At 70.5% G+C, this 23656-nt stretch carries 20 protein-coding genes, 1 tRNA gene and 1 riboswitch; of the genes, 14 read left to right on the top strand and 7 right to left on the bottom strand.

Annotated elements, in window-relative coordinates; genetic code table 11:
• Positions 1-27: 27 nt before the first annotated feature.
• The 9 genes from GWK25_RS37505 (at position 28) to GWK25_RS37465 (ending at position 11006) form a co-directional block, all read left to right on the top strand.
• On the top strand, positions 28-1338 hold the full coding sequence (locus tag GWK25_RS37505) for a cytochrome P450 (RefSeq protein ID WP_215455914.1): 1311 nt from the start codon (positions 28-30) through the stop codon (positions 1336-1338).
• A 205-nt stretch (positions 1339-1543) separates the two neighbouring features.
• Positions 1544-2587 carry a transglycosylase family protein gene (locus tag GWK25_RS37500; RefSeq protein ID WP_215457869.1) on the top strand — a complete coding sequence of 348 codons (1044 nt, stop codon included), beginning with the start codon at positions 1544-1546 and terminating at the stop codon, positions 2585-2587.
• 182 nt (positions 2588-2769) lie between these two features.
• Positions 2770-2969, top strand: a riboswitch (cyclic di-AMP (ydaO/yuaA leader).
• Between the two features lie 4 nt (positions 2970-2973).
• Entirely contained in the window at positions 2974-3651 is a 678-nt protein-coding gene (locus GWK25_RS37495) for a transglycosylase family protein (RefSeq protein WP_215455913.1), read from the top strand.
• A gap of 438 nt (positions 3652-4089) precedes the next feature.
• Positions 4090-5376, top strand: a complete 1287-nt coding sequence (gene eno, locus GWK25_RS37490) for a phosphopyruvate hydratase (protein ID WP_215457868.1) — start codon at positions 4090-4092, stop codon at positions 5374-5376.
• Between the two features lie 111 nt (positions 5377-5487).
• On the top strand, positions 5488-5970 hold the full coding sequence (locus GWK25_RS37485; protein ID WP_215455912.1) for a septum formation initiator family protein: 483 nt from the start codon (positions 5488-5490) through the stop codon (positions 5968-5970).
• Between the two features lie 58 nt (positions 5971-6028).
• A complete protein-coding gene (locus tag GWK25_RS37480) occupies positions 6029-6580 on the top strand; it encodes a DUF501 domain-containing protein (protein ID WP_215455911.1) in 552 nt (183 codons plus the stop codon).
• Positions 6577-7518, top strand: coding sequence for a Ppx/GppA phosphatase family protein (locus tag GWK25_RS37475; RefSeq protein ID WP_215455910.1), 942 nt, complete (start codon positions 6577-6579; stop codon positions 7516-7518). Before GWK25_RS37480 ends, GWK25_RS37475 begins: the two co-directional genes overlap by 4 nt.
• A gap of 481 nt (positions 7519-7999) precedes the next feature.
• Positions 8000-9385 (top strand): NAD(P)/FAD-dependent oxidoreductase, encoded by a 1386-nt coding sequence (locus GWK25_RS37470; protein WP_215455909.1) that lies wholly within the window; start codon positions 8000-8002, stop codon positions 9383-9385.
• 319 nt (positions 9386-9704) lie between these two features.
• Entirely contained in the window at positions 9705-11006 is a 1302-nt protein-coding gene (locus GWK25_RS37465) for a class I SAM-dependent methyltransferase (RefSeq protein WP_215455908.1), read from the top strand.
• Positions 11007-11090: 84 nt separating this feature from the next.
• Here the strand turns inward: GWK25_RS37465 and GWK25_RS37460 are convergent, their stop codons facing one another.
• Positions 11091-13631: an ABC transporter permease gene (locus GWK25_RS37460; protein ID WP_215455907.1), complete on the bottom strand. Its 2541-nt coding sequence runs from the start codon at positions 13629-13631 to the stop codon at positions 11091-11093.
• Between the two features lie 138 nt (positions 13632-13769).
• Positions 13770-14540, bottom strand: a complete 771-nt coding sequence (locus tag GWK25_RS37455; protein ID WP_215455906.1) for an ABC transporter ATP-binding protein — start codon at positions 14538-14540, stop codon at positions 13770-13772.
• Between the two features lie 511 nt (positions 14541-15051).
• Between GWK25_RS37455 and GWK25_RS37450 the strand changes: the two genes are divergently transcribed.
• From GWK25_RS37450 to GWK25_RS37440, 3 genes are all read left to right on the top strand, one after another.
• Positions 15052-15134: transfer RNA gene (locus tag GWK25_RS37450), tRNA-Leu, on the top strand.
• Positions 15135-15288: 154 nt separating this feature from the next.
• Positions 15289-15453, top strand: coding sequence for a hypothetical protein (locus GWK25_RS37445; protein WP_215455905.1), 165 nt, complete (start codon positions 15289-15291; stop codon positions 15451-15453).
• A gap of 164 nt (positions 15454-15617) precedes the next feature.
• Positions 15618-16499 carry a Bax inhibitor-1/YccA family protein gene (locus GWK25_RS37440; RefSeq protein ID WP_215455904.1) on the top strand — a complete coding sequence of 294 codons (882 nt, stop codon included), beginning with the start codon at positions 15618-15620 and terminating at the stop codon, positions 16497-16499.
• A 95-nt stretch (positions 16500-16594) separates the two neighbouring features.
• Here the strand turns inward: GWK25_RS37440 and GWK25_RS37435 are convergent, their stop codons facing one another.
• Positions 16595-16825 (bottom strand): DUF4287 domain-containing protein, encoded by a 231-nt coding sequence (locus tag GWK25_RS37435; protein WP_033524870.1) that lies wholly within the window; start codon positions 16823-16825, stop codon positions 16595-16597.
• Between the two features lie 103 nt (positions 16826-16928).
• On the opposite strand from GWK25_RS37435, the gene GWK25_RS37430 reads away from it, so the two are divergent.
• Positions 16929-17240, top strand: a complete 312-nt coding sequence (locus GWK25_RS37430) for a hypothetical protein (protein ID WP_215455903.1) — start codon at positions 16929-16931, stop codon at positions 17238-17240.
• Positions 17241-17295: 55 nt separating this feature from the next.
• Here GWK25_RS37430 and GWK25_RS37425 read toward each other — a convergent pair whose 3' ends face one another.
• The 3 genes from GWK25_RS37425 to GWK25_RS37415 all read right to left on the bottom strand — a co-directional run bounded on the left by GWK25_RS37425 (position 17296) and on the right by GWK25_RS37415 (position 21066).
• Positions 17296-18078, bottom strand: a complete 783-nt coding sequence (locus GWK25_RS37425) for a hypothetical protein (RefSeq protein WP_215457867.1) — start codon at positions 18076-18078, stop codon at positions 17296-17298.
• A gap of 295 nt (positions 18079-18373) precedes the next feature.
• Positions 18374-19591, bottom strand: coding sequence for an acetyl-CoA C-acetyltransferase (locus GWK25_RS37420; protein WP_215455902.1), 1218 nt, complete (start codon positions 19589-19591; stop codon positions 18374-18376).
• Between the two features lie 386 nt (positions 19592-19977).
• The gene (locus tag GWK25_RS37415) at positions 19978-21066 is read right to left on the bottom strand and encodes an SGNH/GDSL hydrolase family protein (RefSeq protein ID WP_215455901.1); all 1089 of its coding nucleotides are present in this window, start codon (positions 21064-21066) and stop codon (positions 19978-19980) included.
• 169 nt (positions 21067-21235) lie between these two features.
• Here GWK25_RS37415 and GWK25_RS37410 point away from each other — a divergent pair, with 169 nt between their 5' ends.
• Positions 21236-22630 carry a cystathionine beta-synthase gene (locus tag GWK25_RS37410; RefSeq protein ID WP_215455900.1) on the top strand — a complete coding sequence of 465 codons (1395 nt, stop codon included), beginning with the start codon at positions 21236-21238 and terminating at the stop codon, positions 22628-22630.
• A 518-nt stretch (positions 22631-23148) separates the two neighbouring features.
• Here the strand turns inward: GWK25_RS37410 and GWK25_RS37405 are convergent.
• Positions 23149-23598 carry a hypothetical protein gene (locus GWK25_RS37405; protein ID WP_215455899.1) on the bottom strand — a complete coding sequence of 150 codons (450 nt, stop codon included), beginning with the start codon at positions 23596-23598 and terminating at the stop codon, positions 23149-23151.
• Positions 23599-23656: the final 58 nt, after the last annotated feature.

The raw sequence follows: 23656 nt of genomic DNA, 5'->3' as shown, positions 1-23656 counted from the left end.
GCCCGGGGCGCCCGCTACCGTCGACGGGTGACCGAGCAGCCCGCACCCACCCCCACCGGCACTCCCGCGGCATCCCCCGCGCCCGACCTGTTCACCTGGGAGTTCGCCACCGATCCCTACCCGGCGTACGCCTGGCTCCGGGAGCACGCGCCGGTCCACCGGACCCGGCTTCCCAGCGGTGTGGAGGCCTGGCTGGTCACCCGCTACGCCGACGCCAAGCAGGCCCTCGCCGACGCGCGCCTGTCGAAGAACCCCGCGCACCACGCCGAGCCCGCCCACGCCAAGGGGAAGACCGGCATCCCCGGTGAGCGCAAGGCCGAGCTGATGACCCATCTGCTCAACATCGATCCGCCGGACCACACGCGGCTCCGCCGCCTCGTCTCCAAGGCGTTCACACCCCGCCGCGTCGCCGAGTTCGCCCCGCGGGTCCAGGAGTTGACCGACCAGCTCATCGACCGCTTCGCGGAGACGGGCGAAGCAGACCTCATCCACGACTTCGCCTTCCCCCTGCCCATCCACGCCATCTGCGACCTGCTCGGCGTCCCCCGCGAGGACCAGGACGACTTCCGGGACTGGGCGGGCATGATGATCCGGCACGGCGGCGGCCCGAGGGGCGGTGTCGCGCGCTCGGTCAAGAAGATGCGCGGCTATCTCGCCGACCTCATCCACCGCAAGCGGGACGCCCTCACCGAGCACCCCGCCCCCGGCGAGGACCTCATCTCCGGCCTCATCCGCGCCTCCGACCACGGCGAGCACCTCACCGAGAACGAGGCCGCGGCGATGGCGTTCATCCTGCTCTTCGCCGGCTTCGAGACGACCGTCAACCTCATCGGCAACGGCACCTACGCCCTGCTCACCCACCCCGAGCAGCGCTCCCGGCTCCAGACCTCCCTCGCCGCGGGGGAGACCGCGCTGCTCGAGACCGGCGTCGAGGAACTCCTGCGCTACGACGGCCCCGTGGAACTCGCCACCTGGCGCTTCGCGACCCGCCCCCTCACCGTCGGCGGGCAGGACATCGCCCCGGGCGACCCCGTCCTCGTCGTCCTCGCGGCCGCCGACCGCGACCCGGCCCGCTTCGAGGACCCCGACACCCTCGACCTCTCCCGCCGTGACAACCAGCACCTCGGTTACGGCCACGGCATCCACTACTGTCTCGGCGCCCCCCTCGCCCGCCTCGAAGGCCAGACCGCGCTGGCGACGCTCCTCACCCGCCTCCCCGACCTTCGACTCGCGGTGGATTCAACCGATTTGAGATGGCGAGGGGGGCTCATCATGCGGGGATTGCGCACGCTTCCGGTGCAATTCACCCCGCAGGGGCGGTTCGTGGGCGGCGCGTGAACGGTACGTAGTAGTACCCGGGCAGCCCGTAGCACTACCGCATTCCATGGCGGAAAATGACGCTCACTCAACTCTGTGATCTTCACGTGATCTACGCTGCATTAACTTGTGACAACTGATCGACTGCGGCTACGTTCACACGTCAGTGCGAAGGGGCATCGCTTCCCTTCGCACCGGTCACTGCTGTCGTGTGAAAGGCAACCGCATGCTCTCCGGGAACGGTCGTCACCGTCGCCCCCGTCAGGCACCCGCCCTCCTCGTCGCGGCCGGAGTGACCGGCTCGGCCATCGCGATCCCCCTGCTCGGCGCCACCGGCGCGAGCGCGGCCAGCGGAACCACCTGGGACCAGGTGGCGGAGTGCGAGAGCGGTGGCTCCTGGAGCGCGGACACCGGGAACGGGCGCTACGGCGGCCTCCAGCTCACCCAGGCGAACTGGGAGAAGTACGGCGGCCTCGACTACGCGACCAGTGCCGACCAGGCCAGCCGTTCGCAGCAGATAGCCGTCGCCGAGAAGGTGCTCGCCGACCAGGGCGTCGGCGTCTGGGCCACGTGCGGTCTGCTGCACAACCTCGGTGGCGACTCCGGTTCGGCCGACGTGGACACGGGCGTCGCGGACGACTCGGCGAAGTCGGGCGATTCCGCCGAATCATCTGATTCATCCGGTTCGGTCGACTCCTCCGGTTCCGTGGATTCTTCCGACTCGGCGGATTCAGCAGATTCGGCAGATTCGGCAGATTCATCTGATTCGTCCACTTCGGCCGGGAAGGCCGACGGGTCCGGCTCGGCCGGCTCCGCCTCCGGCGACGCCGACGGCTCCGCCAAGGCCGAGGCCGGCACGGACGACTCCGCGACCTCCGAGGGTGCAAAGTCAGACAAGTCTGCACAGAGCGACAGCTCTTCGGTCGACGAGAGTGAGGCCGGCACCGGCCGCCACCGCGGCGCCAGCGCCGACGAGAGCGCCGCCGCCGACGCGGAGGCCGGCACGGACGGGGCCGAGGGTCCTCGCGCCGTCGACGCCACCCCCTCCGGCCGTCACGCCTCCCGTGGCGGCGACACGGCGCGGGAGGCCGCGGACGGCGCGTACACCGTCCGTGCGGGCGACAGCCTGACGCGGATCGCCAACTCGCTGGACCTGACCGGTGGGTGGCGCGAGCTGTACGCCGAGAACGAGACCACGGTCGGGACCGATCCGGACCTCATCCTGCCCGGTCAGACCCTCGAAGTCGGTGCCGAAACGGGCGAAAAGTAGCGAGAGTTCGGGTCACCTTTCGCCCATGAATGCCCGTTTTGATCTCTGTGGGAGATGAATCACAGACCCCCTGATCGTCTTTGAAATTCGGGCAATCACCTGTTTACGGTCGTGACCGCTCGCCACAGCGGGCCCCTGCGGTCGGTACGCCGAATCCTGCCAACGGCCGCAAGGAACAGTCGTCGCGTCAAGCGCCGTAGGCAGGAGCGGGGGACCCAAGGTAAGTGCCGGGTCCGGTGGTTGCGGCCCTTCGGGGGCGTACGTCCGGAACCGGCTCGGGGTGAAGCCGCGCCACGTGAGCCGAGAGGCGAGCGGGTGCGGCCGGGCAACTCAACCGGCCCGAACCCGACAGCTCACCTCGCAGGCGTCGGTGAGGGGATCTCTCCATGCTGTTTTCCAGCAAGGGCAAGCACCGTCGTCCGTCCAAGGCCGCTCGCGCCATCGCCGTCGCCGGTGTCACCGGCGCCGCCGCCGTCGCCGCCCCGCTGATGGCCGCCGGCAGCGCCTCCGCCGCCACCGCCTCCGAGTGGGACGCCGTCGCCCAGTGCGAGTCCGGCGGCAACTGGTCCATCAACACCGGCAACGGCTACTACGGCGGTCTGCAGTTCTCCGCCTCCACCTGGGCCGGCTACGGCGGCACGCAGTACGCCTCCACCGCCGACCAGGCGACCAAGGCCCAGCAGATCGCGATCGCCGAGAAGGTCCTCGCGGGCCAGGGCGAGGGTGCCTGGCCGGTCTGCGGCAAGGGCCTGTCCAGCGCCTCGTACGACGGCGCCGCCGCCTCCTCCTCCTCGAACTCCGGCTCCTCGCAGAAGAGCACCGAGAAGAGCAGCGAGGAGAGCCGCGCCTCCCGTTCCTCCGAGCGCGCCACCGTCGAGACCCCGACCGGCAAGAAGGTCGAGAAGGGCGACGGCGAGTACAAGGTCGTCAGCGGCGACACCCTCAGCACCATCGCCGAGAAGAAGAACGTCAAGGGTGGCTGGGAGAAGCTCTTCGAGCTGAACAAGGACATCATCGACGATGCCGACTTCATCTACCCGGGCCAGCAGCTCCACCTGAGCTGACCCCTGGCGTAGGCGACGGCCACCACACGCCTGCCGCCCCCACGGCCGCCCCCATGGCCGGGCAGGCGGGGCGGGTTCGGCTGGGCCGAGAAAATCGGGCCGCTTCCCAGCTGAACCACCGCCCGCTCACATCCGTGTCCTCCGTAGTGAAGACCCCGTGAGGCCGTCCCCCCGTCCCCACGGGCTCCCCGCCCCGGTGCGCATTCCCCCGTACGCACCGGGGCGGGGTTTTTTCATGCCCGTGCACCCCTCGGGCCCGCCCCATCGGACCCTTCCGGTTCACTTTCTCGCCCACCCCCCTTTGTTCCGGACTGGAACAATGGGTACCGTCTGTCTGTCCACGGGACGGTCGGTCGGCTGCCGACGCGCCCGGGGCGGTTAGGCTCTAGTCGCAAGGCCCGCGGGCCCCGCACTTCCGCGTCACATCCCATGAAGGAGATGCTCGTGCCGTCCATCGACGTCGTCGTAGCCCGGGAAATCCTCGACTCGCGAGGCAACCCCACCGTCGAGGTCGAGGTCGGCCTCGACGACGGCAGCACCGGTCGTGCCGCCGTCCCGTCCGGCGCCTCCACCGGTGCCTTCGAAGCCATCGAGCTGCGCGACGGTGACCCCAACCGCTACCTCGGCAAGGGTGTCGAGAAGGCCGTCCTCGCCGTGATCGAGCAGATCGGCCCGGAGCTCGTCGGCTACGACGCCACCGAGCAGCGCCTCATCGACCAGGCGATGTTCGACCTGGACGCCACCGACAACAAGGGCTCCCTCGGCGCCAACGCCATCCTCGGCGTCTCCCTCGCCGTCGCCCACGCCGCCTCCGAGGCCAGCGACCTGCCGCTCTTCCGCTACCTGGGCGGCCCGAACGCGCACCTGCTGCCCGTTCCGATGATGAACATCCTGAACGGCGGCTCGCACGCCGATTCCAACGTGGACATCCAGGAGTTCATGATCGCCCCCATCGGCGCGGAGTCCTTCTCCGAGGCCCTGCGCTGGGGCGCCGAGGTCTACCACACCCTCAAGAAGGTGCTGAAGACCAAGGGCCTGTCCACCGGTCTCGGCGACGAGGGCGGCTTCGCCCCGAACCTGGAGTCCAACCGCGCCGCCCTCGACCTCATCATCGAGGCCATCAAGGAGGCCGGTTACACCCCCGGCGAGCAGATCGCCCTGGCGCTCGACGTCGCCGCCTCCGAGTTCTACAAGGACGGCGTCTACACCTTCGAGGGCAAGGAGCGCTCCGCCGCCGAGATGACCGAGTACTACGCCGACCTCGTCGCGTCGTACCCGCTCGTCTCCATCGAGGACCCGCTGTTCGAGGACGACTGGGCCGGCTGGAAGACCATCACCGACAAGCTGGGCGACAAGGTCCAGATCGTCGGCGACGACCTCTTCGTCACCAACCCCGAGCGTCTCGCCCGCGGCATCGAGGAGGGCTCCGCCAACGCCCTGCTGGTCAAGGTCAACCAGATCGGTTCGCTGACCGAGACCCTGGACGCCGTCGAGCTGGCCCAGCGCAACGGCTTCAAGTGCATGATGTCCCACCGCTCCGGCGAGACCGAGGACGTCACCATCGCCGACCTCGCCGTCGCCGTGAACTGCGGCCAGATCAAGACCGGCGCCCCGGCCCGCTCGGACCGCGTCGCCAAGTACAACCAGCTGCTGCGCATCGAGGAGATCCTCGACGACGCCGCGGTCTACGCCGGCCGCAGCGCCTTCCCCCGTTTCAAGGGCTGACGGCAACAGTAGGAAGCGTCGTACGTACGTCCCCGTACCGGTCCCGTACCGTGTGCGGGGACGTACGTGCGTGCGCGCCGGAGAAGGCAGAAGCGGAAGGGGAAGCGGGACATGGCCGTGAAGGACCGGGACCGGGACCGTTTCTCCACCGCGACCCGGCTGAAGGTGCTCGGCGAGCAGACGGCCGCCCGGGTCTACCGCTCCCAGGCCAAGCGCCAGGTCCGCCGCTCCCGGCTGACCGGCCGGGCCGCGCTGCTCGCCCTCGTCCTCTGTTCGATGATCGTGGCGCTCGCCTATCCCATGAGGCAGTACGTCTCCCAGCGCGCCGAGATCGCCGACATGCAGCGGGAGCGGGAGGAGGCGCGCGAGCGGGTCGAGGAGTTGCGCGACCTCAAGGCGCGCTGGCAGGACGACGCGTACGCCGAGCAGCGCATCCGCGAGCGGCTGCACTATGTGATGCCGGGCGAGACCGGTTACACGATGATCGACCCGGACGCGGCGAAGCAGTCCCGTACGAACCAGGGGGCGGCCGACCGTCCCTGGTACACCAATGTCTGGGACGGGGTCGACAAGGCCGACGCCGCCGACAGCTGAACGGCCACCTTCGTGACCGTCAACCGATGAGCCACACCGAGGACTTGAGTAGCAGGTTATGCAGACCCCTCCGCCGCCCACCCCGCGCACCGAGCCGACCGACGCCGACGTCGAGGCCTTCCAGCAGCAGCTCGGGCGCCCGCCGCGCGGGCTGCGCGCCATCGCGCACCGCTGCCCCTGCGGACAGCCGGACGTCGTCGAGACGGCGCCGCGCCTGCCGGACGGGACGCCCTTCCCCACGACGTATTACCTGACGTGCCCGCGCGCGGCCTCCGCGATCGGCACGCTGGAGGCGAACGGCGTGATGAAGGAGATGACGGAGCGGCTGGGGACCGACCCGGAGCTGGCCGCCGCCTACCGGGCCGCGCACGAGGACTACATCGCCCGTCGTGACGAGATCGAGGTCCTGGAGGGCTTCCCGAGCGCCGGCGGCATGCCGGACCGGGTGAAGTGCCTGCACGTCCTGGTCGGCCACTCGCTGGCCGCCGGTCCCGGCGTCAACCCCCTGGGCGACGAGGCGATCGCGATGCTGCCGGAGTGGTGGGCCAAGGGCCCGTGCGTGGTGCCGGCGTCGGCGCCCGAGAAGACCGAGCAGGGGGAGGACCAGTGACCCGGGTCGCCGCCGTCGACTGCGGTACGAACTCCATCCGGCTCCTCGTCGCCGACGCCGACCCGGCCACCGGTGACCTCGTCGAGCTGGACCGGCGGATGATCATCGTGCGGCTGGGCCAGGGGGTCGACCGCACGGGCCGGTTGGCCCCCGAGGCGCTGGAGAGGACCTTCGCGGCCTGCCGTGAGTACGCGGCCGTCATCAAGGAGCTGGGCGCCGAGCGGATCCGTTTCGTGGCCACCTCCGCCTCCCGGGACGCCGAGAACCGGGACGACTTCGTGCGCGGCGTGTTCGACATCCTCGGCGTCGAGCCCGAGGTGATCTCCGGCGACCGGGAGGCGGAGTTCTCCTTCACCGGCGCCACCAAGGAGCTGACGGGCCGCACCGACCTCACCACGCCGTACCTGGTGGTGGACATCGGCGGCGGCTCCACCGAGTTCGTCGTCGGCGACGGGCGGGTGCGCGGGGCCCGCTCGGTGGACATCGGCTGCGTACGGCTGACCGAGCGGCACCTCGTCAGGGACGGGGCGGTCGTCGACCCGCCCGCGCCGGAGCAGATCGCCGCGATCCGCGCCGACATCGAGGCGGCCCTCGACCTCGCCGAGCGGGACGTGCCGCTGCGCGAGGCGCACACCCTGGTCGGGCTGGCGGGTTCGGTCACCACCCTGTCCGCGATCGCCCAGGACCTGCCCGCGTACGACTCGGCGGCCATCCACCACTCGCGGATCGCCTACGACCGGGTCCGCGAGATCACCGAGTGGCTGCTGCGGTCCACGCACGCCGAGCGGGAGGCGGTCCCCTCGATGCATCCCGGGCGGGTGGACGTGATCGCGGCGGGCGCCCTCGTCCTGCTGTCGATCATGGAGCGGATCGGGGCGGCGGAGGTCGTGGTGAGCGAACACGACATTCTGGACGGCATCGCCTGGTCCGTGGCGTAGTCCGGGGGTGGCCGCCGGGGTCCTCCCGGCAGCCCGCGGGCGCTTGTGAGCAAGTGTTTACTACTCGCCGGTAGCCTCGCTTGAGCTGTTCGGATAACGTATGAGCGCGTCCGAGGGGTGCTCCGGCACCTCTCGTCGACCCGGCGCCGACAAACTTCGTGAAGTTCTTCACAAGAGAATCGCCCCTGTTGAGCGATGTTTTGAGGCTCCGCAGAGCGTTCCGGGGCTCCAAGGGGTCAACGGGGCGTCCCCGAAGGGTTTTCGCGGGGGTCTCGTCCGTGTGAAACGGAAGGGTGGTCCAGGGTCCCCGAGAGGCCGGAACGGCAGTTCACGCGGCCTTGACAACGGTCAAACCCCCCGGCCGGTCCCCTGGTGGGTCAGGTGCCTCGCCAGAGGGGTCGCGCAGTGTAGCAGAGGGTGTGAAGAAGCTTGTGAAGGGGCGCACGAGCGACCCCCGTATGGCGGGTACATACTCGATGGCATGAGCACCACGGAGCGTCCCAGGATCCTCGTAGTAGGCGGTGGGTACGTAGGCCTGTACGCAGCTCGGCGCATTCTCAAGAAGATGCGCTACGGAGAGGCGACCGTCACGGTCGTCGACCCCCGGTCGTACATGACCTACCAGCCCTTCCTCCCCGAAGCCGCCGCCGGCAGCATCTCCCCCCGACACGTCGTCGTCCCGCTGCGACGCGTGCTCCCCAAGGCGGAGGTCCTCACCGGCCGGGTCACCACCATCGACCAGGACCGCAAGGTCGCCGTCGTCGCGCCGCTGGTCGGCGAGGCGTACGAGCTGCCCTTCGACTACCTGGTGATCGCGCTCGGCGCGGTCTCCCGCACCTTCCCGATCCCCGGCCTCGCCGAGCAGGGCATCGGCATGAAGGGCATCGAGGAGGCCATCGGCCTGCGCAACCACGTTCTCGAACAGCTGGACAAGGCCGACTCCACGACCGACGAGGACGTCCGCCGCAAGGCGTTGACCTTCGTCTTCGTGGGCGGTGGCTTCGCGGGCGCGGAGACCATCGGCGAGGTCGAGGACATGGCCCGCGACGCCGCGAAGTACTACAAGAACGTGTCCCGCGAGGACATGCGCTTCGTGCTCGTCGACGCCGCCGACAAGATCCTCCCCGAGGTCGGCCCGAAGCTCGGCCTGTACGGCAAGGAGCACCTGGAGGGCCGTGGGGTCGAGGTCTACCTCAACACCTCCATGGACTCCTGCGTCGACGGCCACGTCGTGCTGAAGAACGGGTTGGAGGTCGACTCCAACACGATCGTCTGGACCGCCGGCGTCAAGCCGAACCCGGTCCTCTCCCGCTACGGCCTGCCGCTCGGCCCGCGTGGCCACGTCGACGCCCAGCCGACGCTCCAGGTCACCGGCACCGACTACATCTGGGCCGCGGGCGACAACGCCCAGGTCCCGGACGTCGCCGCCCGCAAGGCCGGCGTCGAGAACGCCTGGTGCCCGCCGAACGCGCAGCACGCGCTGCGTCAGGCCAAGGTCCTCGGCGACAACGTGGTCTCCGGCATGCGGGGCTTCCCGCAGAAGGAGTACGCGCACTCCAACAAGGGCGCGGTGGCGGGTCTCGGCCTCCACAAGGGCGTCGCGATGATCGTCATGGGCAAGATGAAGATCAAGCTGCGCGGGCGCCTGGCGTGGTACATGCACCGTGGCTACCACGGTCTCGCCATGCCGACCTGGAACCGCAAGATCCGGGTCTTCGCCGACTGGACGCTCGCGATGTTCCTCAAGCGCGAGGTCGTCTCCCTCGGTGCGATCGAGACTCCGCGCGAGGAGTTCTACGAGGCGGCCAAGCCGGCGCCGGTCGCTGCGGCTCCGGCCAAGACCGGGGAGAAGGCCAAGGCCTCCTGACCCTGCCGGTCACCCTCTGCTCGACCTGAAGGGCCTCCCGCCATCCGTGGTGCGGGGGGCCCTTCGGCGTGTGCCGAAGAATTCGGGGGTGCGGATGCGTTGGCGACCGCAGGCCCGGTGGGGCTTCTCGCGCAGTTCCCCGCGCCCCTGGCGGCATGGGTCGCGCCCGGTGCTTTCAAGGGGCGCGGGGAACTGCGCGACCAGCCCCTGCGCACCCGCGGCCGAACAACACACCTCGCACGGGGAATACGGCACGGCCTCGCCGGTGATTACCGTGACGTTGGACATTCCGGGATCTGTTGTCACGGAGGTGTGCGCCATGCAGGACGCCGCGTCGCGGCTGAAGACCCTGTTCGAGCAGCTGTCGGGGGCCCCGCTCCCGGTCCGCCTGCGGGCCTGGGACGGATCGACGGCGGGACCGCCTCAGGCGCCCGCCCTCGTCGTACGCAACCGCAGGGCCCTGCGCCGAATGCTGTGGAAGCCCGGCGAACTGGGCCTGGCCCGCGCCTGGGTCGCCGGTGACCTCGCTGTCGACGGCGACCTGTACGCCGTACTGGACCTGGTGGCCGCACACGTGTGGGAGCGGGACGAGGACGCCCGGAGCCTCGCCGACGTCCTGCGCGACCCGCAGGCGCGGACGGCCGTCAAGGAGCTGCTGAAGCTGGCCGGCCCCGCCGTCCTGGTCCCGCCCGCACCGCCCCGCGAGGAGGTCCGCAGCCGCCACCGGCACACCAGACGCACCGACAGACGGGCCGTCAGCCACCACTACGACGTGGGCAACGACTTCTACGAGGCCGTCCTCGGCCCGTCGATGGTGTACTCCTGCGCCTACTGGGCCGCCTCCGACGGCACCACCACCCTGGAGGCCGCCCAGCACGACAAGCTCGACCTCATCTGCCGCAAGCTCGGCCTCCGCCCGGGGCAGCGGCTGCTGGACGTCGGCTGCGGCTGGGGCTCGATGGCCGCGCACGCCGCCCGCGAGTACGGCGTCCACGTCGTCGGCGTCACCCTCTCCCAGGAGCAGGCCGCCTACGCCCGCAAACGCGTCGCCGACGAGGGCCTCACCGACCGCGTCGAGATCCGTGTCCAGGACTACCGCGACGTCGTCGACGGGCCCTACGACGCGATCTCCTCCGTCGGCATGGCCGAACACGTGGGCGCGGACCGGTACCTGGAGTACGCCGAGAACCTGTACCGGCTGCTCGCCCCGGGCGGGCGGCTGCTCAACCACCAGATCTCCCGGCGGCCGCGGCTCGACGAGAGCGCGTACTCACTCGACGGCTTCATCGACGCGTACGTCTTCCCGGACGGCGAACTCGCCCCGATCGGCACCACCGTCACCCAGCTCGAACGCGCCGGCTTCGAGGTCCGCGACGTGGAGTCCCTGCGCGAGCACTACGCCCTGACCCTGCGCGCCTGGGTCACCAACCTCGAAGCCCGCTGGGCGCACGCGGTCGCCCTGGTCGGTCCCGGCCGGGCCCGCGTCTGGCGCCTGTACATGGCGGCCTGCGCCCTCGGCTTCGAACGCAACCACCTCGGCGTCAACCAGGTACTGGCCGTACGGCCGCCGGAAGGGGGTGCGTCGGGCCTCCCGCTCAGGGCCCGGACCTGGGGGGCGTGAACGCCCGGACGGGGGCGCGTACGGTCATGTACGCGCCCCCGTCCGTATGTCTCCCGCAGGGCTCTCCCGCCGTCTCCCGGGCGGCTACTCCGACTTGATCGCGGCCAGCATGTTCAGCTTCGCCGCGCGGCGGGCCGGCCACAGGGCGGCCAGGATGCCGACGGTGGCGGCGAGGAGGAGGAAGACGGCCATCCGGGCCCAGGGGACGACCAGTTCGTACGTGGGCATCCGGCTGGCGATCAGCTCGCCGGCGGCCCAGCCGAAGAAGACACCCAGGCCGATGCCGAGGACACCGCCGAAGAGGGAGATGACCAGGGACTCCAGACGGACCATCCGCTTGATGCCCCGCCGGTCGAGACCGATCGCACGGAGCATGCCGATCTCCTGCGAGCGCTCGAACACCGACATGGCGAGAGTGTTGATCACTCCGAGGACGGCCACGATCACCGCCATGGCCAGCAGGCCGTACAGCATGTTCAGCATCAGCGTGAACATCTGCGCGATGTCGTCGGAGAGGTCCTGTCCGCTCTGGACCTTGATGGCCGGGTTCTCGCCGAGTGCCTTCTCCAGCCGGTCCTTGGTGGCGTCGGAGGCTCCGGCCGAGGTCTTGACCATGACCATCATGTCCGCCGGGTCCGCGCCGGCCGGCAGCCGCTTCGTGAGCGTCGCGTTGTCCAGCAGGATGCCCCGGATCAGCTCGTTGCTCTGGTAGACCCCGGAGACGGTCAGCTTCTCCTTCTCGCTGCCCTCGAACCCGGCGGTGAACTCGGAACCGGCCTTCCAGCCGCGCCGCTCGGCGGTGTCCGCGTCCACCACGACCTTGCCGCCGCCGACCTCGAACGTCCCGTTGTCCAGCGGCAGGCTGGTGAGCTTCCCGATGGCCGTGCCGTTCACGCCCGTGAGGTACTCGGTCTCGTCCCCGATCCGGGACTCGGCGTTGCGCAGCGGTGAGACGGCGGTGACGCCCTCGGTGGCGGAGAGCTTCTTCTCCACGTCGGGGGAGAGGTAGTTGCCGTTGGCCATCGAGACGACGTAGTCCGCCTTGATCGCGTCGGCGGCCATCTTGCCGATGGCCGCCTGGAGGCTGCCCGCCATCACCGTCATGCCGGTGATCAGCGTCAGGCCGATCATCAGCGCCGAGGCGGTCGCCGCGGTGCGGCGCGGGTTGCGCACGGAGTTCTGCCGGGCGAGCTTGCCGGAGATCCCGAACACCCGCATGAGGGGAGCCGCGGCCGCGATCAGCGGGCGGGACAGGAGAGGGGTGAGGACGAAGACACCGATGATCAGCAGCACCGCGCCGATGCCCATCGGCGCCTGCCCGTCCGAGCCGTCCATGGTGGTGGCGTACAGCACGGTGGCCACGCCCGCGCCGGCGAACAGCGCGCCGATCGTGTTCCGGACCACCAGCGACTTGGTCGTCTCCTTCGCGTGCACACTGCTCATCGCCGCGACCGGCGGGATCTTCGCCGCACGCCGGCCCGGCAGCCAGGCCGCCAGCATCGTGATCAGTACGCCGACGAGCAGCGCGGTGGCGACCGTGCCGGGGGAGACCACCAGCGGGCCGGCGGGGACGGTCTCGCCGAGGGCGCTGATCAGCGCCCGCATTCCGGCGCCGATCCCGACACCGGCGGCCAGGCCGGTGACCGCGGCGACCAGGCCCACCACGAACGCCTCGATCAGCACGGAGCGCGTCACCTGGCGGCGGGAGGCGCCGACCGCGCGCAGCAGCGCCAGCTCCTTGGTGCGCTGGGCCACCAGCATGGTGAAGGTGTTGGCGATGATGAACGTGCCCACGAACAGGGCGATCCCGGCGAAGACCAGCAGCGCGTTCTTCAGGCCGCTCATCTCGGTGGCGATCTGCGTGGCCTGCTCGTCCGCGAGCTGCTGCCCGGTGGTGGTGTCGACGGAGTCCTTCGGCAGGACGTCCTCGACGGACTTCTGCAGTTGGGCCTGGCTGGTGCCGGCCGCCGCCGTCACGTTGATCGTGTCGAACTCGCCCTCCAGGTGGAAGAGCTTCTGCGCGGTCGCCGTGTCGAACAGGGTGAGGCTGCCGCCGGCGGCGACATTTCCGTCGTCCGTCGTGAAGATGCCGCTGACCGTGGGGGTGAGGACCGGGCCGTCGACGGACAGCCGCACGGTGTCGCCCACCTCGTACCCGGCCCGCCGCGCGGTCTCCGAGTCGATCGCGACCTCGTCCGCGCCCTTCGGCGCGCGTCCGCCGTCCCGGATGGGGTACCGGGGGTCGTCCGTGCCCCAGTAGTTCGCGCCCTGCGACTGGAAGCCGCCGCCGATCAGCTTGCCGTCCTTGCCGGCGAGGGCGGTGAACCCGCTCACCACGCCGATCGCCGACTCGGCGCCGGGCGCCCGCTCGACCTTCTCCAGCATCTCGGGAGTCAGCTTGGGCTGGTCGGCGACGGTGTCGCCCTCGTCCGGCTGGAACCCCGGCCGGATCGCGACGTCCACGTGGTCGAAGCCCTTGGCCGAGCTCTTCTGCAGCGCGTCGGAGATGGTGTTGGTGAAGACGAGCGTGCCGGACACGAAGGCCACGCCGAGCATCACCGCGAGCACGGTCATGAGGAGCCTGGCCTTGTGCGAGAGCACGTTGCGCAGGGCGGTACGGAACATGAAGGGGTCCTGGGGTCGGGGCGGGCAGGGCGGAGCGGATGTGCGCGCGGAGGCGCGGAGCGCGGGTGCGTGGTGCGTGGTGCGTGGCGCGCGGTACGCGGGATGCGCGAGGGGGAGGTGACGAGGGGGCGAACTCCCTCAGCTCGTCCGCCCCTTGGTGTCGAACCTCTTCATCCGGTCCAGCACCAGGTCCGCCGTCGGCTCGTGCATCTCGTCCACGATGCGCCCGTCGGCGAGGAAGATGACCCGGTCCGCGTACGCCGCGGCCACCGGGTCGTGCGTCACCATCACCACCGTCTGCCCCAACTCCCGTACGGAGTTGCGCAGGAAGCCCAGCACCTCGGCGCCCGAGCGCGAGTCGAGGTTTCCGGTGGGCTCGTCCCCGAAGATGATGTCCGGCCGGGAGGCGAGCGCCCGCGCCACGGCGACGCGCTGCTGCTGGCCGCCGGAGAGCTGGGCGGGCCGGTGGCTCAGCCGGTCGGCCAGGCCCACCATCCGGATCACGGTGTCCAGCCACTGCTTGTCCGGCTTGCGGCCCGCGATGTCCATCGGGAGGGTGATGTTCTCCAGCGCGGTCAGGGTCGGCAGCAGGTTGAACGCCTGGAAGATGAAGCCGATCTTGTCCCGGCGCAGCTTGGTGAGCTGCTTGTCCTTCAGCGAGCCCAGTTCGGTCTCGCCGATGCGGACGGAACCGGCCGAGAAGGTGTCCAGGCCGGCCACGCAGTGCATCAGCGTGGACTTGCCGGACCCCGAGGGGCCCATGATCGCGGTGAACTGGGCCTGCCGGAAGTCGACGGTGACCTGGTCCAGCGCGACCACCCGGGTCTCGCCCTGTCCGTAGACCTTCGACAGTTCCGTGGCGCGGGCGGCCACGGCGGTGGACCGGGCGGCGAGAGGGGTGCTGGTCACGGGTGGAACTCCTGTCGGGACGACGGCGTTTGAGGTGTGCGGGAACGGCCGGGCGGGCCGGGCGACGGGCGGTTCGTGGCGCGTGCCGGGGGCATGCCGGGGCCGTTCGCTGCTCGTTTCGTGGAGGGCTCCATCGTCTCGGCGCGGGGGCGCCGTGTAGTCAGCCGCTGTTCCGGTTCCGGGGGCAGACTTCTGACGGACCGGCGGACGTCGCGTCATACCTGGGGATGACGGTGGGCTCAGACCCCGAGTGGCGGGGCCCTGGCAGACACGAGTCACCGCGTCACCGCACGTGTCACACGAGGGACCGCTCGTTCGGGCGGTGAAATTCCGTCATTCCGCACACGGGCGGTCTTGCCGTCCGTAAGGCTATTGGCAAGTGCGGATGGCGTGTTCCGTGGGCTGATGCACCCTCAGACGTCAATAAAATAAGACAACATCGGTCCGCTCTTCGACTGTTCGGGGGAAGCGTCCCGATAGGCTCGGGACCTCAGCGCGGAGCCCATGGCCTGCCCGGATGGTGGAATGCAGACACGGCGAGCTTAAACCTCGCTGCCCCTCGCGGGCGTACCGGTTCAAGTCCGGTTCCGGGCACCTCCGATCAAACCAGACCATTTACCCCCAAACCCCCACCCACCTCCCAGCGGCAAGGTGCGCCTCTCAATCGCCTGGCGCACGCTCTCCTGCACGAGCCCCGGCACTCCAGCGGGCCCTCGCGTGGCCCGCCGCACGGACATCGGGCAACGCAGTGGCCCTCGGTGGTGACTCCGAGCGAGGCGACGCCGCCGGAGCCACCGCGACGGCCACCGTGACGGCGAACGTCACGACCATGGCCGAGGGCGGGGAGGTCACCCACCGCTCCTGGACGGGCGCGGCGGGTGCGGCAGGTCTCTGGGAGGTCACGGGGGTGTAGCGGGGTGGGGCCGGGTTGAGGGGGGTGGGGCGGGGAATCATGGGGACGCGTAGCGTGTTCGATGTCAGGGCAGGGGAAAGATCCTCCCCAAGCACTAGGGTCAATCCTTTGCCTACCTATTACTCTTGAGCCAAGGCCACGCAGGGTGGCCATGGAGGAGTGAAATGAGGAGCAGCAACCCGGTCTTCTCGCGACGGGGGTTCAGCCGCGACAACGGCTACGCGGGCTTCAACACCGCGCCGCAGGCCGGGGGAGCAGCTGTCGGCACCCAGGGCAACCCCTACGCCCAGCAGGGCGGCAACCCGTACGCGACGAACCCGTACGCCCAGCAGGGCGTCCAGCACGGCACCCCGCCGCAGGCCCCGGCCCGCACGGGCGCCATGACCATGGACGACGTCGTCATGCGCTCGGCCATGACGCTCGGCACGGTCGTCGTCGGCGCGGTCCTCGCCTGGGCCCTCCTGCCGGTGTCGCCCACGAGCTACGGCCTGGCCATCGGCGCCGCGCTCATCGCCTTCGTCCTCGCGATGGTGCAGTCCTTCAAGCGCAAGGCCTCGCCCGCGCTGATCCTGGCGTACGCCGCGTTCGAGGGTGTCTTCCTCGGCGTGCTCAGTGAGATGTTCAACGCGCAGTGGAGCGGTGCGCCCTTCCAGGCGGTGCTCGGCACCATGGCCGTCTCCGGAGCCACCCTCCTGGTCTACAAGGCGGGCTGGATCCGGGTCACCGCGCGGTACGCCCGCATCGGTATGACCATCGCGATCGCCTTCATCCTGGTCATGGCGGTCAACCTGCTGCTCGTCGTCTTCGGGCTCGCCCCCGACGGCGGACTGCGCAGCATGGGCCCGCTCGGCGCGATCGTCGGCATCCTGGCGATCCTGCTCGGCGCGTTCTTCCTGACCCTGGACTTCAAGCAGATCCAGGACGGCATCGCCTACGGCGCCCCGCGCGAGGAGGCCTGGCTGGCCGCGTTCGGCCTGACCATGACCCTCGTGTGGATCTACATCGAGATGCTCCGCCTGGTCGCCATCTTCAGCGGCGACGACTAGGAGTGACGAGCGGTGGCCGGGACCTACCCCGGCCCCCTCGGTGAAGGGCCCCCGAACCTCGCGGTTCGGGGGCCCTTCGTAGGTTCTCGGCGGCTTCACCGGAGCTTCCGCGCGGCCCTCCTCAGGTCGTACTCGTGAATGATCGCTTTGGCGTGGCCGTACGCGAGGTCGTACTCGTGCCGGAGCCAGCTGACCTTCTCCTCGAAATTGAAGAGAGCGGGGCCTTCGTCGACTTTGCGGATCCAGTCGGAGACTTCACGACCGGTGCAGTGGGGGATGCGGGCGAGCAGGTTGCGATGGGTCTCCTCGGAGAAGACTTGGGACATCGGCGCCTCCGGACGAAAGGGAATGTAAGCCGGTCCTTCAGGTCACGTTGCCTGAGTGGCGGCCTGTTGGCAACAGTCCGGCCAAGGCGCGTACTCTCGCGGCGTGCTTGATACGACGCCGTTGACCCGTGCCGTGGATCATTTCGCCGACCGGCTGCGGGCGGCCCCGCAGAGCCGGCTCCAGCGGAGCGCCGCCGCGGAGGCGCTGGCGCTGGCCAGGGAGTTGGCACTGCGTGCCCAGCGGTTGGAGATGCCCGAGGGGCCGTTTCACGAGATGCCGGACGCGGGCATGTTCGCGGCGGCCGACCAGGTGACCGTCGCGGGAAACGATCTCGCGCTGGTGCTGGGCGACGAGGCTGCGCTGGCGGAGGCGGTGGCCCTCGTGGAGGAGGCTCAGCGGCGGGCGGGAGTCTGAGGCTCCCCGCGCCCCTGAAGGGCGTCGCACCACCCGGCGGCGTGAAAGGCGCCGGCTACAGCGACGCGATCACCCTGTCCGCCAGGATGTAGACCATGTCCTCGCCGCACTCGAAGGTGAGCGTGTAGGCGCCGGAGATGCCCGAGCCGCCCAGGAGAACGGGGACGTCGCCGGTCTGGAGGGCCGTGGCGAGCCGCTCGGCGGTCTCGCGGTGGCCGGGGGTCATGCACAGCGTGGTGCCGTCGGCGAAGACGTAGACGTCGAGGGTGCCAAGCGGGCCCGGGCGGACGTCGGCCAGCTCCGTGCGGGACGCGGCGAGGTCCTCCAGGCAGGCGACCGTGCGCTCGTGGTCGTTGGTGACGGGTGACTGCACCGGTACGAAATCGGGGTGCGAGGGGTGACGGCGGCGGGCCGCGGCCAGCTCGGCGGAGTCACCGGCGTAGTCGTCGCTCTCCAGGCCGGGCTCGATCACCGGCTCCAGGTGCTCCAGGCCCGCGAAATCGGACTGCCGGGGCAGGAACAGGTCGCTCTCGGGCAGCCCCAGCAGCGGAGGCGTGTCCGTGACGTCACGGGACTCCTGGGCGGCCCAGAAGGCCCGGGCCTCGGCGAGCTCACGCTCCCGCTCCTCGGCGAGGGCCTCGGCGACGGCGGCGCGTATCTCCTCCGTGTCGGCCGCCGGACGGGCGGCCGGCACCAGGGCGCGCGTCCCGGCGGCCCGGCTCTCGGCCAGCTCGGTGCGCAAGGCAGCGACCTGTCGGCGCAGCCCCACGAGGGTGCGCAGGACGGCGACGCCCACGGCGGCTGTGGCGGCCGTGGTGAGCAGCAAGGCGATCGGCATAGCGCTCACTGACGTACTCCCGGTTCAAAGTCGACCCCCGACTTCCTACATCAGCTTGAAGGGCGGACTAACCAGCTGTCAGTGCGTAACGTCACGAAACGGGCAGGAATCTTGCCCCGATGTTTGGTGGCGAAACGGCTCTGACCTGCGTAAATCGCTCTCCGGGGGGAGATAGGTCACATCCTGGGGGAGATTGGATCACAAAACGGCCCGGAGTCCCACGGTTTCCGGGACTCCGGGCCACGGCATCACCGTGCGCTTCCGTGCGGTCACGGACGCGCGCGGGGCCGCTCGGTCAGCTGAGGCGCTCGATGACCATCGCCATGCCCTGGCCGCCGCCGACGCACATCGTCTCCAGGCCGAACTGCTTGTCGTGGAACTGGAGGGAGTTGATGAGCGTGCCGGTGATGCGGGCGCCGGTCATGCCGAAGGGGTGGCCGACGGCGATGGCGCCGCCGTTCACGTTCAGCTTGTCCAGCGGGATGTCCAGGTCGCGGTAGGAGGGGATCACCTGGGCGGCGAAGGCCTCGTTGATCTCGAACAGGTCGATGTCGTCGACGGTGAGACCCGCGCGGGACAGGGCCTGCTTCGACGCCTCCACCGGGCCGTAGCCCATGATCTCGGGGGAGAGGCCCGAGACGCCCGTGGAGACGATCCGGGCGAGCGGGGTGAGCCCGAGGTCCCGCGCCTTGGTGTCGGACATGATGACCAGGGCGGCGGCGCCGTCGTTCAGCGGGCAACAGTTGCCGGCGGTGACCAGGCCGTCCTCGCGGAAGACCGGCTTCAGGCCCTGGACGGCCTCCAGGGTGACGCCGGCGCGCGGGCCGTCGTCCTTGCTGACGACCGTGCCGTCGGGCAGCGTCACCGGGGTGATCTCGCGCTCCCAGAAGCCCTTGCCGATGGCCTCCTCGGCGAGGTTCTGCGAGCGGACGCCGAACTCGTCCATCTCCTGCCGGGTCACGCCCCACTGGCGGGCCAGGTTCTCGGCGGTCTGACCCATCGCGATGTAGGGGTCGGGCAGCAGGCCGTCCTCGCGCGGGTCGTGCCAGGAGGCGCCGACCGACTTGGAGACCGCCTCCGTGCGGGCCTCGGCCTCGGCGAAGAGCGGGTTGCGGGCGGTGGGGATGTCGCTGGTGCCGCGCGCGCTGCTGCTGACGACCTCGACGCCGGCCGAGATGAAGACATCGCCCTCGCCGGCCTTGATGGCGTGCAGGGCCATGCGGGAGGTCTGGAGCGACGAGGAGCAGTAACGGGTGATCGTGCAGCCCGGCAGGTGGTCCATGCCCAGCTGGACGGCCACGATGCGGCCCAGGTTGTGGCCCTGCTCGCCGCCGGGAAGGCCGCAGCCGAGCATCAGGTCGTCGATGTCCCTCGGGTCCAGCTCCGGGACCTTCGCGAGGGCGGCCGCGACGATGGTGGCGGTCAGGTCGTCGGGGCGCAGGTCCTTCAGCGAGCCCTTGAAAGCGCGGCCGATGGGGGAGCGGGCGGCTGAGACGATCACGGCTTCGGGCATCACGGCTCCATGTTCAGAAGGTGCGGCGCGCAGCGCCTCGTTGAGGGGCGCTGGTCGGGCGACGGGCGGGGGTACGGAAAGCAGGGCTGTGGGGGAAGTTACCCGTACGTATGGTCCGGGTCACGGGCATGAGGGTGTGACGCCGACCGCACTTTTCTAAGCGCTTGCTTTTTTGGTTCGGGTGCCTGGTGACTCGGGGCTGCGGGTTCGTGGGCGGGCGCGGGCCCGGTGGGGCTTCTCGCGCAGTTCCCCGCGCCCCTGAAAGCATCAGGCCCTGCGGGCCCTGAAAAGCATGGGGCGCAGCCCCGGCTTTTCAGGGGCGCGGGGAACTGCGCGATCAGCCCCCACGCACCCGCAGTCGCCTGATCGCAGCGCGCCCCGAGCTACTAGGCGCCCGGCTGCGCCTCCGCGGTGGCGGTCGGCGCGGGGTCCGTCGCCGGTACCCGCCGCCGACGCCGCCGCTTCAGCAGGGCCCACGGCCCACGCGGCCCCGTCGGCATCGCCGCCGTCACCTCCGTACCGGCCTCCGACGCGGCCTCCGCGGCGGCCCGAGCCACCGGCAGGAAGCCCTCGCGGCGGCTGACGTCCGGCCGCTCCTCCTCCGGCCACAGACCCAGCGCCGCGCACACCGTCGGCAGGACGGCCATCGCCGCCGTCGCGTACCCCTCGGCGGAGGGGTGGTAGTTGTCGGGGCCGAACAGCTCGCGGGGGTTCTGTTCGAATTCGGGGCCGAGGAGGTCACCCAGCGACACGGTACGACCGCCCTGTTCGACGGTTCCGATCGTCTGGGCGGCCGCCAGCTGCCGCGAGGCCCGGCGGGCGAGCCAGCGCAACGGCTGCTGCACGGGCTCGAGCGTGCCGAGGTCGGGACAGGTGCCCACCACCACCTCGGCCCCGGCGGTCCGCAGCCGCCGTACGGCCGCGGAGAGGTGGCGGACGGAGCGGGTCGGCGGCATCCGGTGGGTCACGTCGTTCGCGCCGATCATGATCACGCAGACGTCGGGGACCTGGGCCGGGTCCTCCAGGACCAGCGCCACCTGCCGGTCGAGGTCGTCCGACTGGGCCCCCGGCAGCGCGACGTTGCGCAGCAGCACCGGGCGCTCCGCGACGGCCGCGAGCCCCGAGGCGATCAGCGCGCCCGGGGTCTGCCGGGACCGGTGGACCCCCTGGCCGGCGGCGGTGGAGTCACCGAGCATGACGAGCCGGAGCGGGGGATCGTCGGGGACGTCGTACGAACTGCCGTAAGAGCCGTAGCCGTACGCGCGGCCGTACCGGCTGCCGTGCGTGTGGCCGTAGACGCCCTCTGCGCTCGGCGGGTGCGGGCTGTGCCCGTTGCCCACGACCCGCTTGGCCAGCCGCACCTCGGCCAGCAGCACACCCACCGCCGCCGCGCCCAGCAGACCGATGCCGCCACCGCCGTACGCCGCGCCCGCCGCGATGCGGCGGGCCACCCTTGCTCTGGACATGCTCGTCATGCGTCGCCGCCACCTCCTCGTAGCCGTACACCCACTCCTTGCCCCGTACCGGCCCTCGGCCAATCCCGGCGGAAGGTGAACAGGGAGGAGAAGGGAGGAGATCAGTGAGGACGGGGCTTAGGCTGGCTGGACATTACGACCATCCCTTTTTGCGGCTCCGGAGACAACGGTGCAAATCCACGACTCGATGATCAGCCTCGTCGGCAACACCCCGCTGCTGAGGCTCAACAGCGTGACCGAGGGCATCCAGGCGACCGTCCTGGCCAAGGTCGAGTACTTCAATCCCGGCGGTTCCGTGAAGGACCGCATCGCGCTGCGCATGATCGAGGCGGCGGAGAAGAGCGGGGAGCTGCAGCCCGGCGGCACGATCGTCGAGCCGACCAGCGGAAACACAGGTGTGGGCCTCGCCATCGTGGCCCAGCAGAAGGGGTACAAGTGCATCTTCGTGTGCCCCGACAAGGTGAGCACAGACAAGATCAACGTGCTCCGGGCCTACGGTGCCGAGGTCGTCGTCTGCCCCACGGCGGTCGACCCCGAGCACCCCGACTCCTACTACAACGTCTCCGACCGGCTGGTCCGCGAGACGCCCGGGGCCTGGAAGCCGGACCAGTACTCCAACCCCAACAACCCGCTCTCCCACTACCACTCGACCGGCCCTGAGCTGTGGGAGCAGACGGAGGGGCGGATCACCCACTTCGTGGCCGGCGTGGGCACCGGCGGCACCATCTCCGGCACCGGCCGGTACCTGAAGGACGCCAGTGACGGCCGCGTCCAGGTGATCGGCGCCGACCCCGAGGGTTCCGTGTACTCCGGCGGGTCCGGGCGGCCGTACCTCGTCGAGGGCGTCGGTGAGGACTTCTGGCCGACCGCGTACGACCGGACCGTCGCCGACGAGATCGTCGCCGTGTCCGACAAGGACTCCTTCCAGATGACCCGGCGGCTGGCCAAGGAGGAGGGCCTGCTGGTGGGCGGTTCCTGCGGCATGGCCGTCGTCGCCGCGCTGGAGGTCGCGAAGCGGCTCGGCCCGGACGACGTGCTGGTCGTCCTGCTGCCCGACAGCGGACGCGGCTACCTCAGCAAGATCTTCAACGACGAGTGGATGGCCGACTACGGCTTCCTGGAGGACGAGGGACCGAGCGCGCGCGTCGCCGACGTCCTCAGCCACAAGGAGCACGGCGCCATTCCGTCCCTCGTCCACATGCACCCGGACGAGACGGTCGGTCAGGCGATCGAGGTGCTGCGTGAGTACGGCGTCTCGCAGATGCCGATCGTGAAGCCGGGCGCCGGTCACCCGGACGTCATGGCCGCCGAGGTCGTCGGGTCCGTCGTCGAGCGCGAGCTGCTGGACGCCCTCTTCACCCAGCGCGCCTCGCTCGACGACCCGCTGGAGAAGCACATGTCGGCGCCGCTGCCGCAGGTCGGCTCCGGTGAGCCGGTGGGCGACCTGATGACCGTGCTCGGGTCGGCGGACGCGGCCATCGTGCTGGTCGAGGGCAAGCCGACCGGTGTGGTCAGCCGACAGGACCTGCTCGCGTTCCTCGCCAAGGGCGGGGTCAAGCAGTAGGGCGGCTGCCGGCCGCACCGGGCGACGGGGGCCTCTGCCCGACGGGAGGGGCTTCTGCCTGACGCAAGGGGCCTCTGCCTGACGGGAGGGGCCCTTCTGTCTGCCTGAGGGAGAGGCCGCTGCTGACGGGCAGGGCGCCTGATTCGGGGGAAAAATCCCGGGAACGGCCCTTCTTCGTCGAAGATTTGCGCCAGTCGGGGGTTTGACTTCGCAGAAGTGGTACGAGCGCGTCACGTCCGCGCAGCACCCGCTTAACACGGGTCCGGCACATTAGTGGATGTCGGCAGGGCGGGAGCGGCTCCCCGCCCCGGCCGGCAACCGAAACGGCGTCAAGGACCTCCGGAGCGGCTCCCGGACCTCCATGGACGCCACGGACGCGCCAGCCCGGTCCTGACCCGGCCCGCGTCCCTCGCGGGGACCGCCGTCGTCCCGCCCCCCGTCACACGGGGGTGCGGCGGTCCCCGCGCATATCTCTCCTCCACCTTCTCCGGGAACGCGCTCCGGGAACGAAGGCGAGGTCACTCTTCCCAGTCCGCGTCCCCGCTCTTGCCCCGGCGCCTGCCCAGGGTGGTCGAGTTGCGCAGGGCCCAGGCCACGTTCACGCCGACGATGCCCGCCCAGGTGACGAACAGACCGGGCAGTTCGGCCACGCCGCCGCCGATGCCGGACAGGGGGATGGCGGCGACGAGGGAGACCACGCCGAAGCCGTAGCGTTCGCCCCAGCTGTCGGTGGACCTGTCGGGAGATCGGCTCCCACGGGCCACCACCATCTGCTGCTCGGCCACCTGACGCCTGACCCGGCGGTCGACCACGCTGTCGATGCGCTGGTCGACCTTCTCCAGGAACGAGTCGACGAGCGCGGACTCGTAGTCCTCGCCCAGTTCTCTGCGGGCGTGCAGGGTGGCGGCGAGTTCCTTCTTCAGCTCGGCTTCGCCGAGCTGCGCGTCACGGGCATCCATACCGGTCATGCTCTTCACGGTAGGGAGCCGGGAGCCGCCTGGCACTGGGGTTAGCCCCCCAGTCGGC

Source organism: Streptomyces sp. ATCC 21386 (genome assembly GCF_018728545.1).
GTDB lineage: Bacteria > Actinomycetota > Actinomycetes > Streptomycetales > Streptomycetaceae > Streptomyces.
The sequence above is the reverse complement of the archived record's forward strand: the minus strand, read 5'-3'. Positions and strand labels throughout refer to the sequence as shown.

Excerpts from the sequence above, each read along its gene's own strand:
- GWK25_RS37480 (WP_215455911.1), top strand. The coding sequence starts at position 6,029 with ATGCAGACCCCTCCGCCGCCCACCCCGCGCACCGAGCCGACCGACGCC.
- GWK25_RS37460 (WP_215455907.1), bottom strand. The coding sequence starts at position 13,631 with ATGTTCCGTACCGCCCTGCGCAACGTGCTCTCGCACAAGGCCAGGCTC.
- GWK25_RS37495 (WP_215455913.1), top strand. The coding sequence starts at position 2,974 with ATGCTGTTTTCCAGCAAGGGCAAGCACCGTCGTCCGTCCAAGGCCGCT.
- GWK25_RS37440 (WP_215455904.1), top strand. The coding sequence starts at position 15,618 with ATGAGGAGCAGCAACCCGGTCTTCTCGCGACGGGGGTTCAGCCGCGAC.
- GWK25_RS37435 (WP_033524870.1), bottom strand. The coding sequence starts at position 16,825 with ATGTCCCAAGTCTTCTCCGAGGAGACCCATCGCAACCTGCTCGCCCGC.
- GWK25_RS37465 (WP_215455908.1), top strand. The coding sequence starts at position 9,705 with ATGCAGGACGCCGCGTCGCGGCTGAAGACCCTGTTCGAGCAGCTGTCG.
- GWK25_RS37415 (WP_215455901.1), bottom strand. The coding sequence starts at position 21,066 with ATGACGAGCATGTCCAGAGCAAGGGTGGCCCGCCGCATCGCGGCGGGC.
- GWK25_RS37485 (WP_215455912.1), top strand. The coding sequence starts at position 5,488 with ATGGCCGTGAAGGACCGGGACCGGGACCGTTTCTCCACCGCGACCCGG.
- GWK25_RS37405 (WP_215455899.1), bottom strand. The coding sequence starts at position 23,598 with ATGACCGGTATGGATGCCCGTGACGCGCAGCTCGGCGAAGCCGAGCTG.
- GWK25_RS37500 (WP_215457869.1), top strand. The coding sequence starts at position 1,544 with ATGCTCTCCGGGAACGGTCGTCACCGTCGCCCCCGTCAGGCACCCGCC.
- GWK25_RS37420 (WP_215455902.1), bottom strand. The coding sequence starts at position 19,591 with ATGCCCGAAGCCGTGATCGTCTCAGCCGCCCGCTCCCCCATCGGCCGC.
- GWK25_RS37425 (WP_215457867.1), bottom strand. The coding sequence starts at position 18,078 with ATGCCGATCGCCTTGCTGCTCACCACGGCCGCCACAGCCGCCGTGGGC.
- eno (WP_215457868.1), top strand. The coding sequence starts at position 4,090 with ATGCTCGTGCCGTCCATCGACGTCGTCGTAGCCCGGGAAATCCTCGAC.
- GWK25_RS37470 (WP_215455909.1), top strand. The coding sequence starts at position 8,000 with ATGAGCACCACGGAGCGTCCCAGGATCCTCGTAGTAGGCGGTGGGTAC.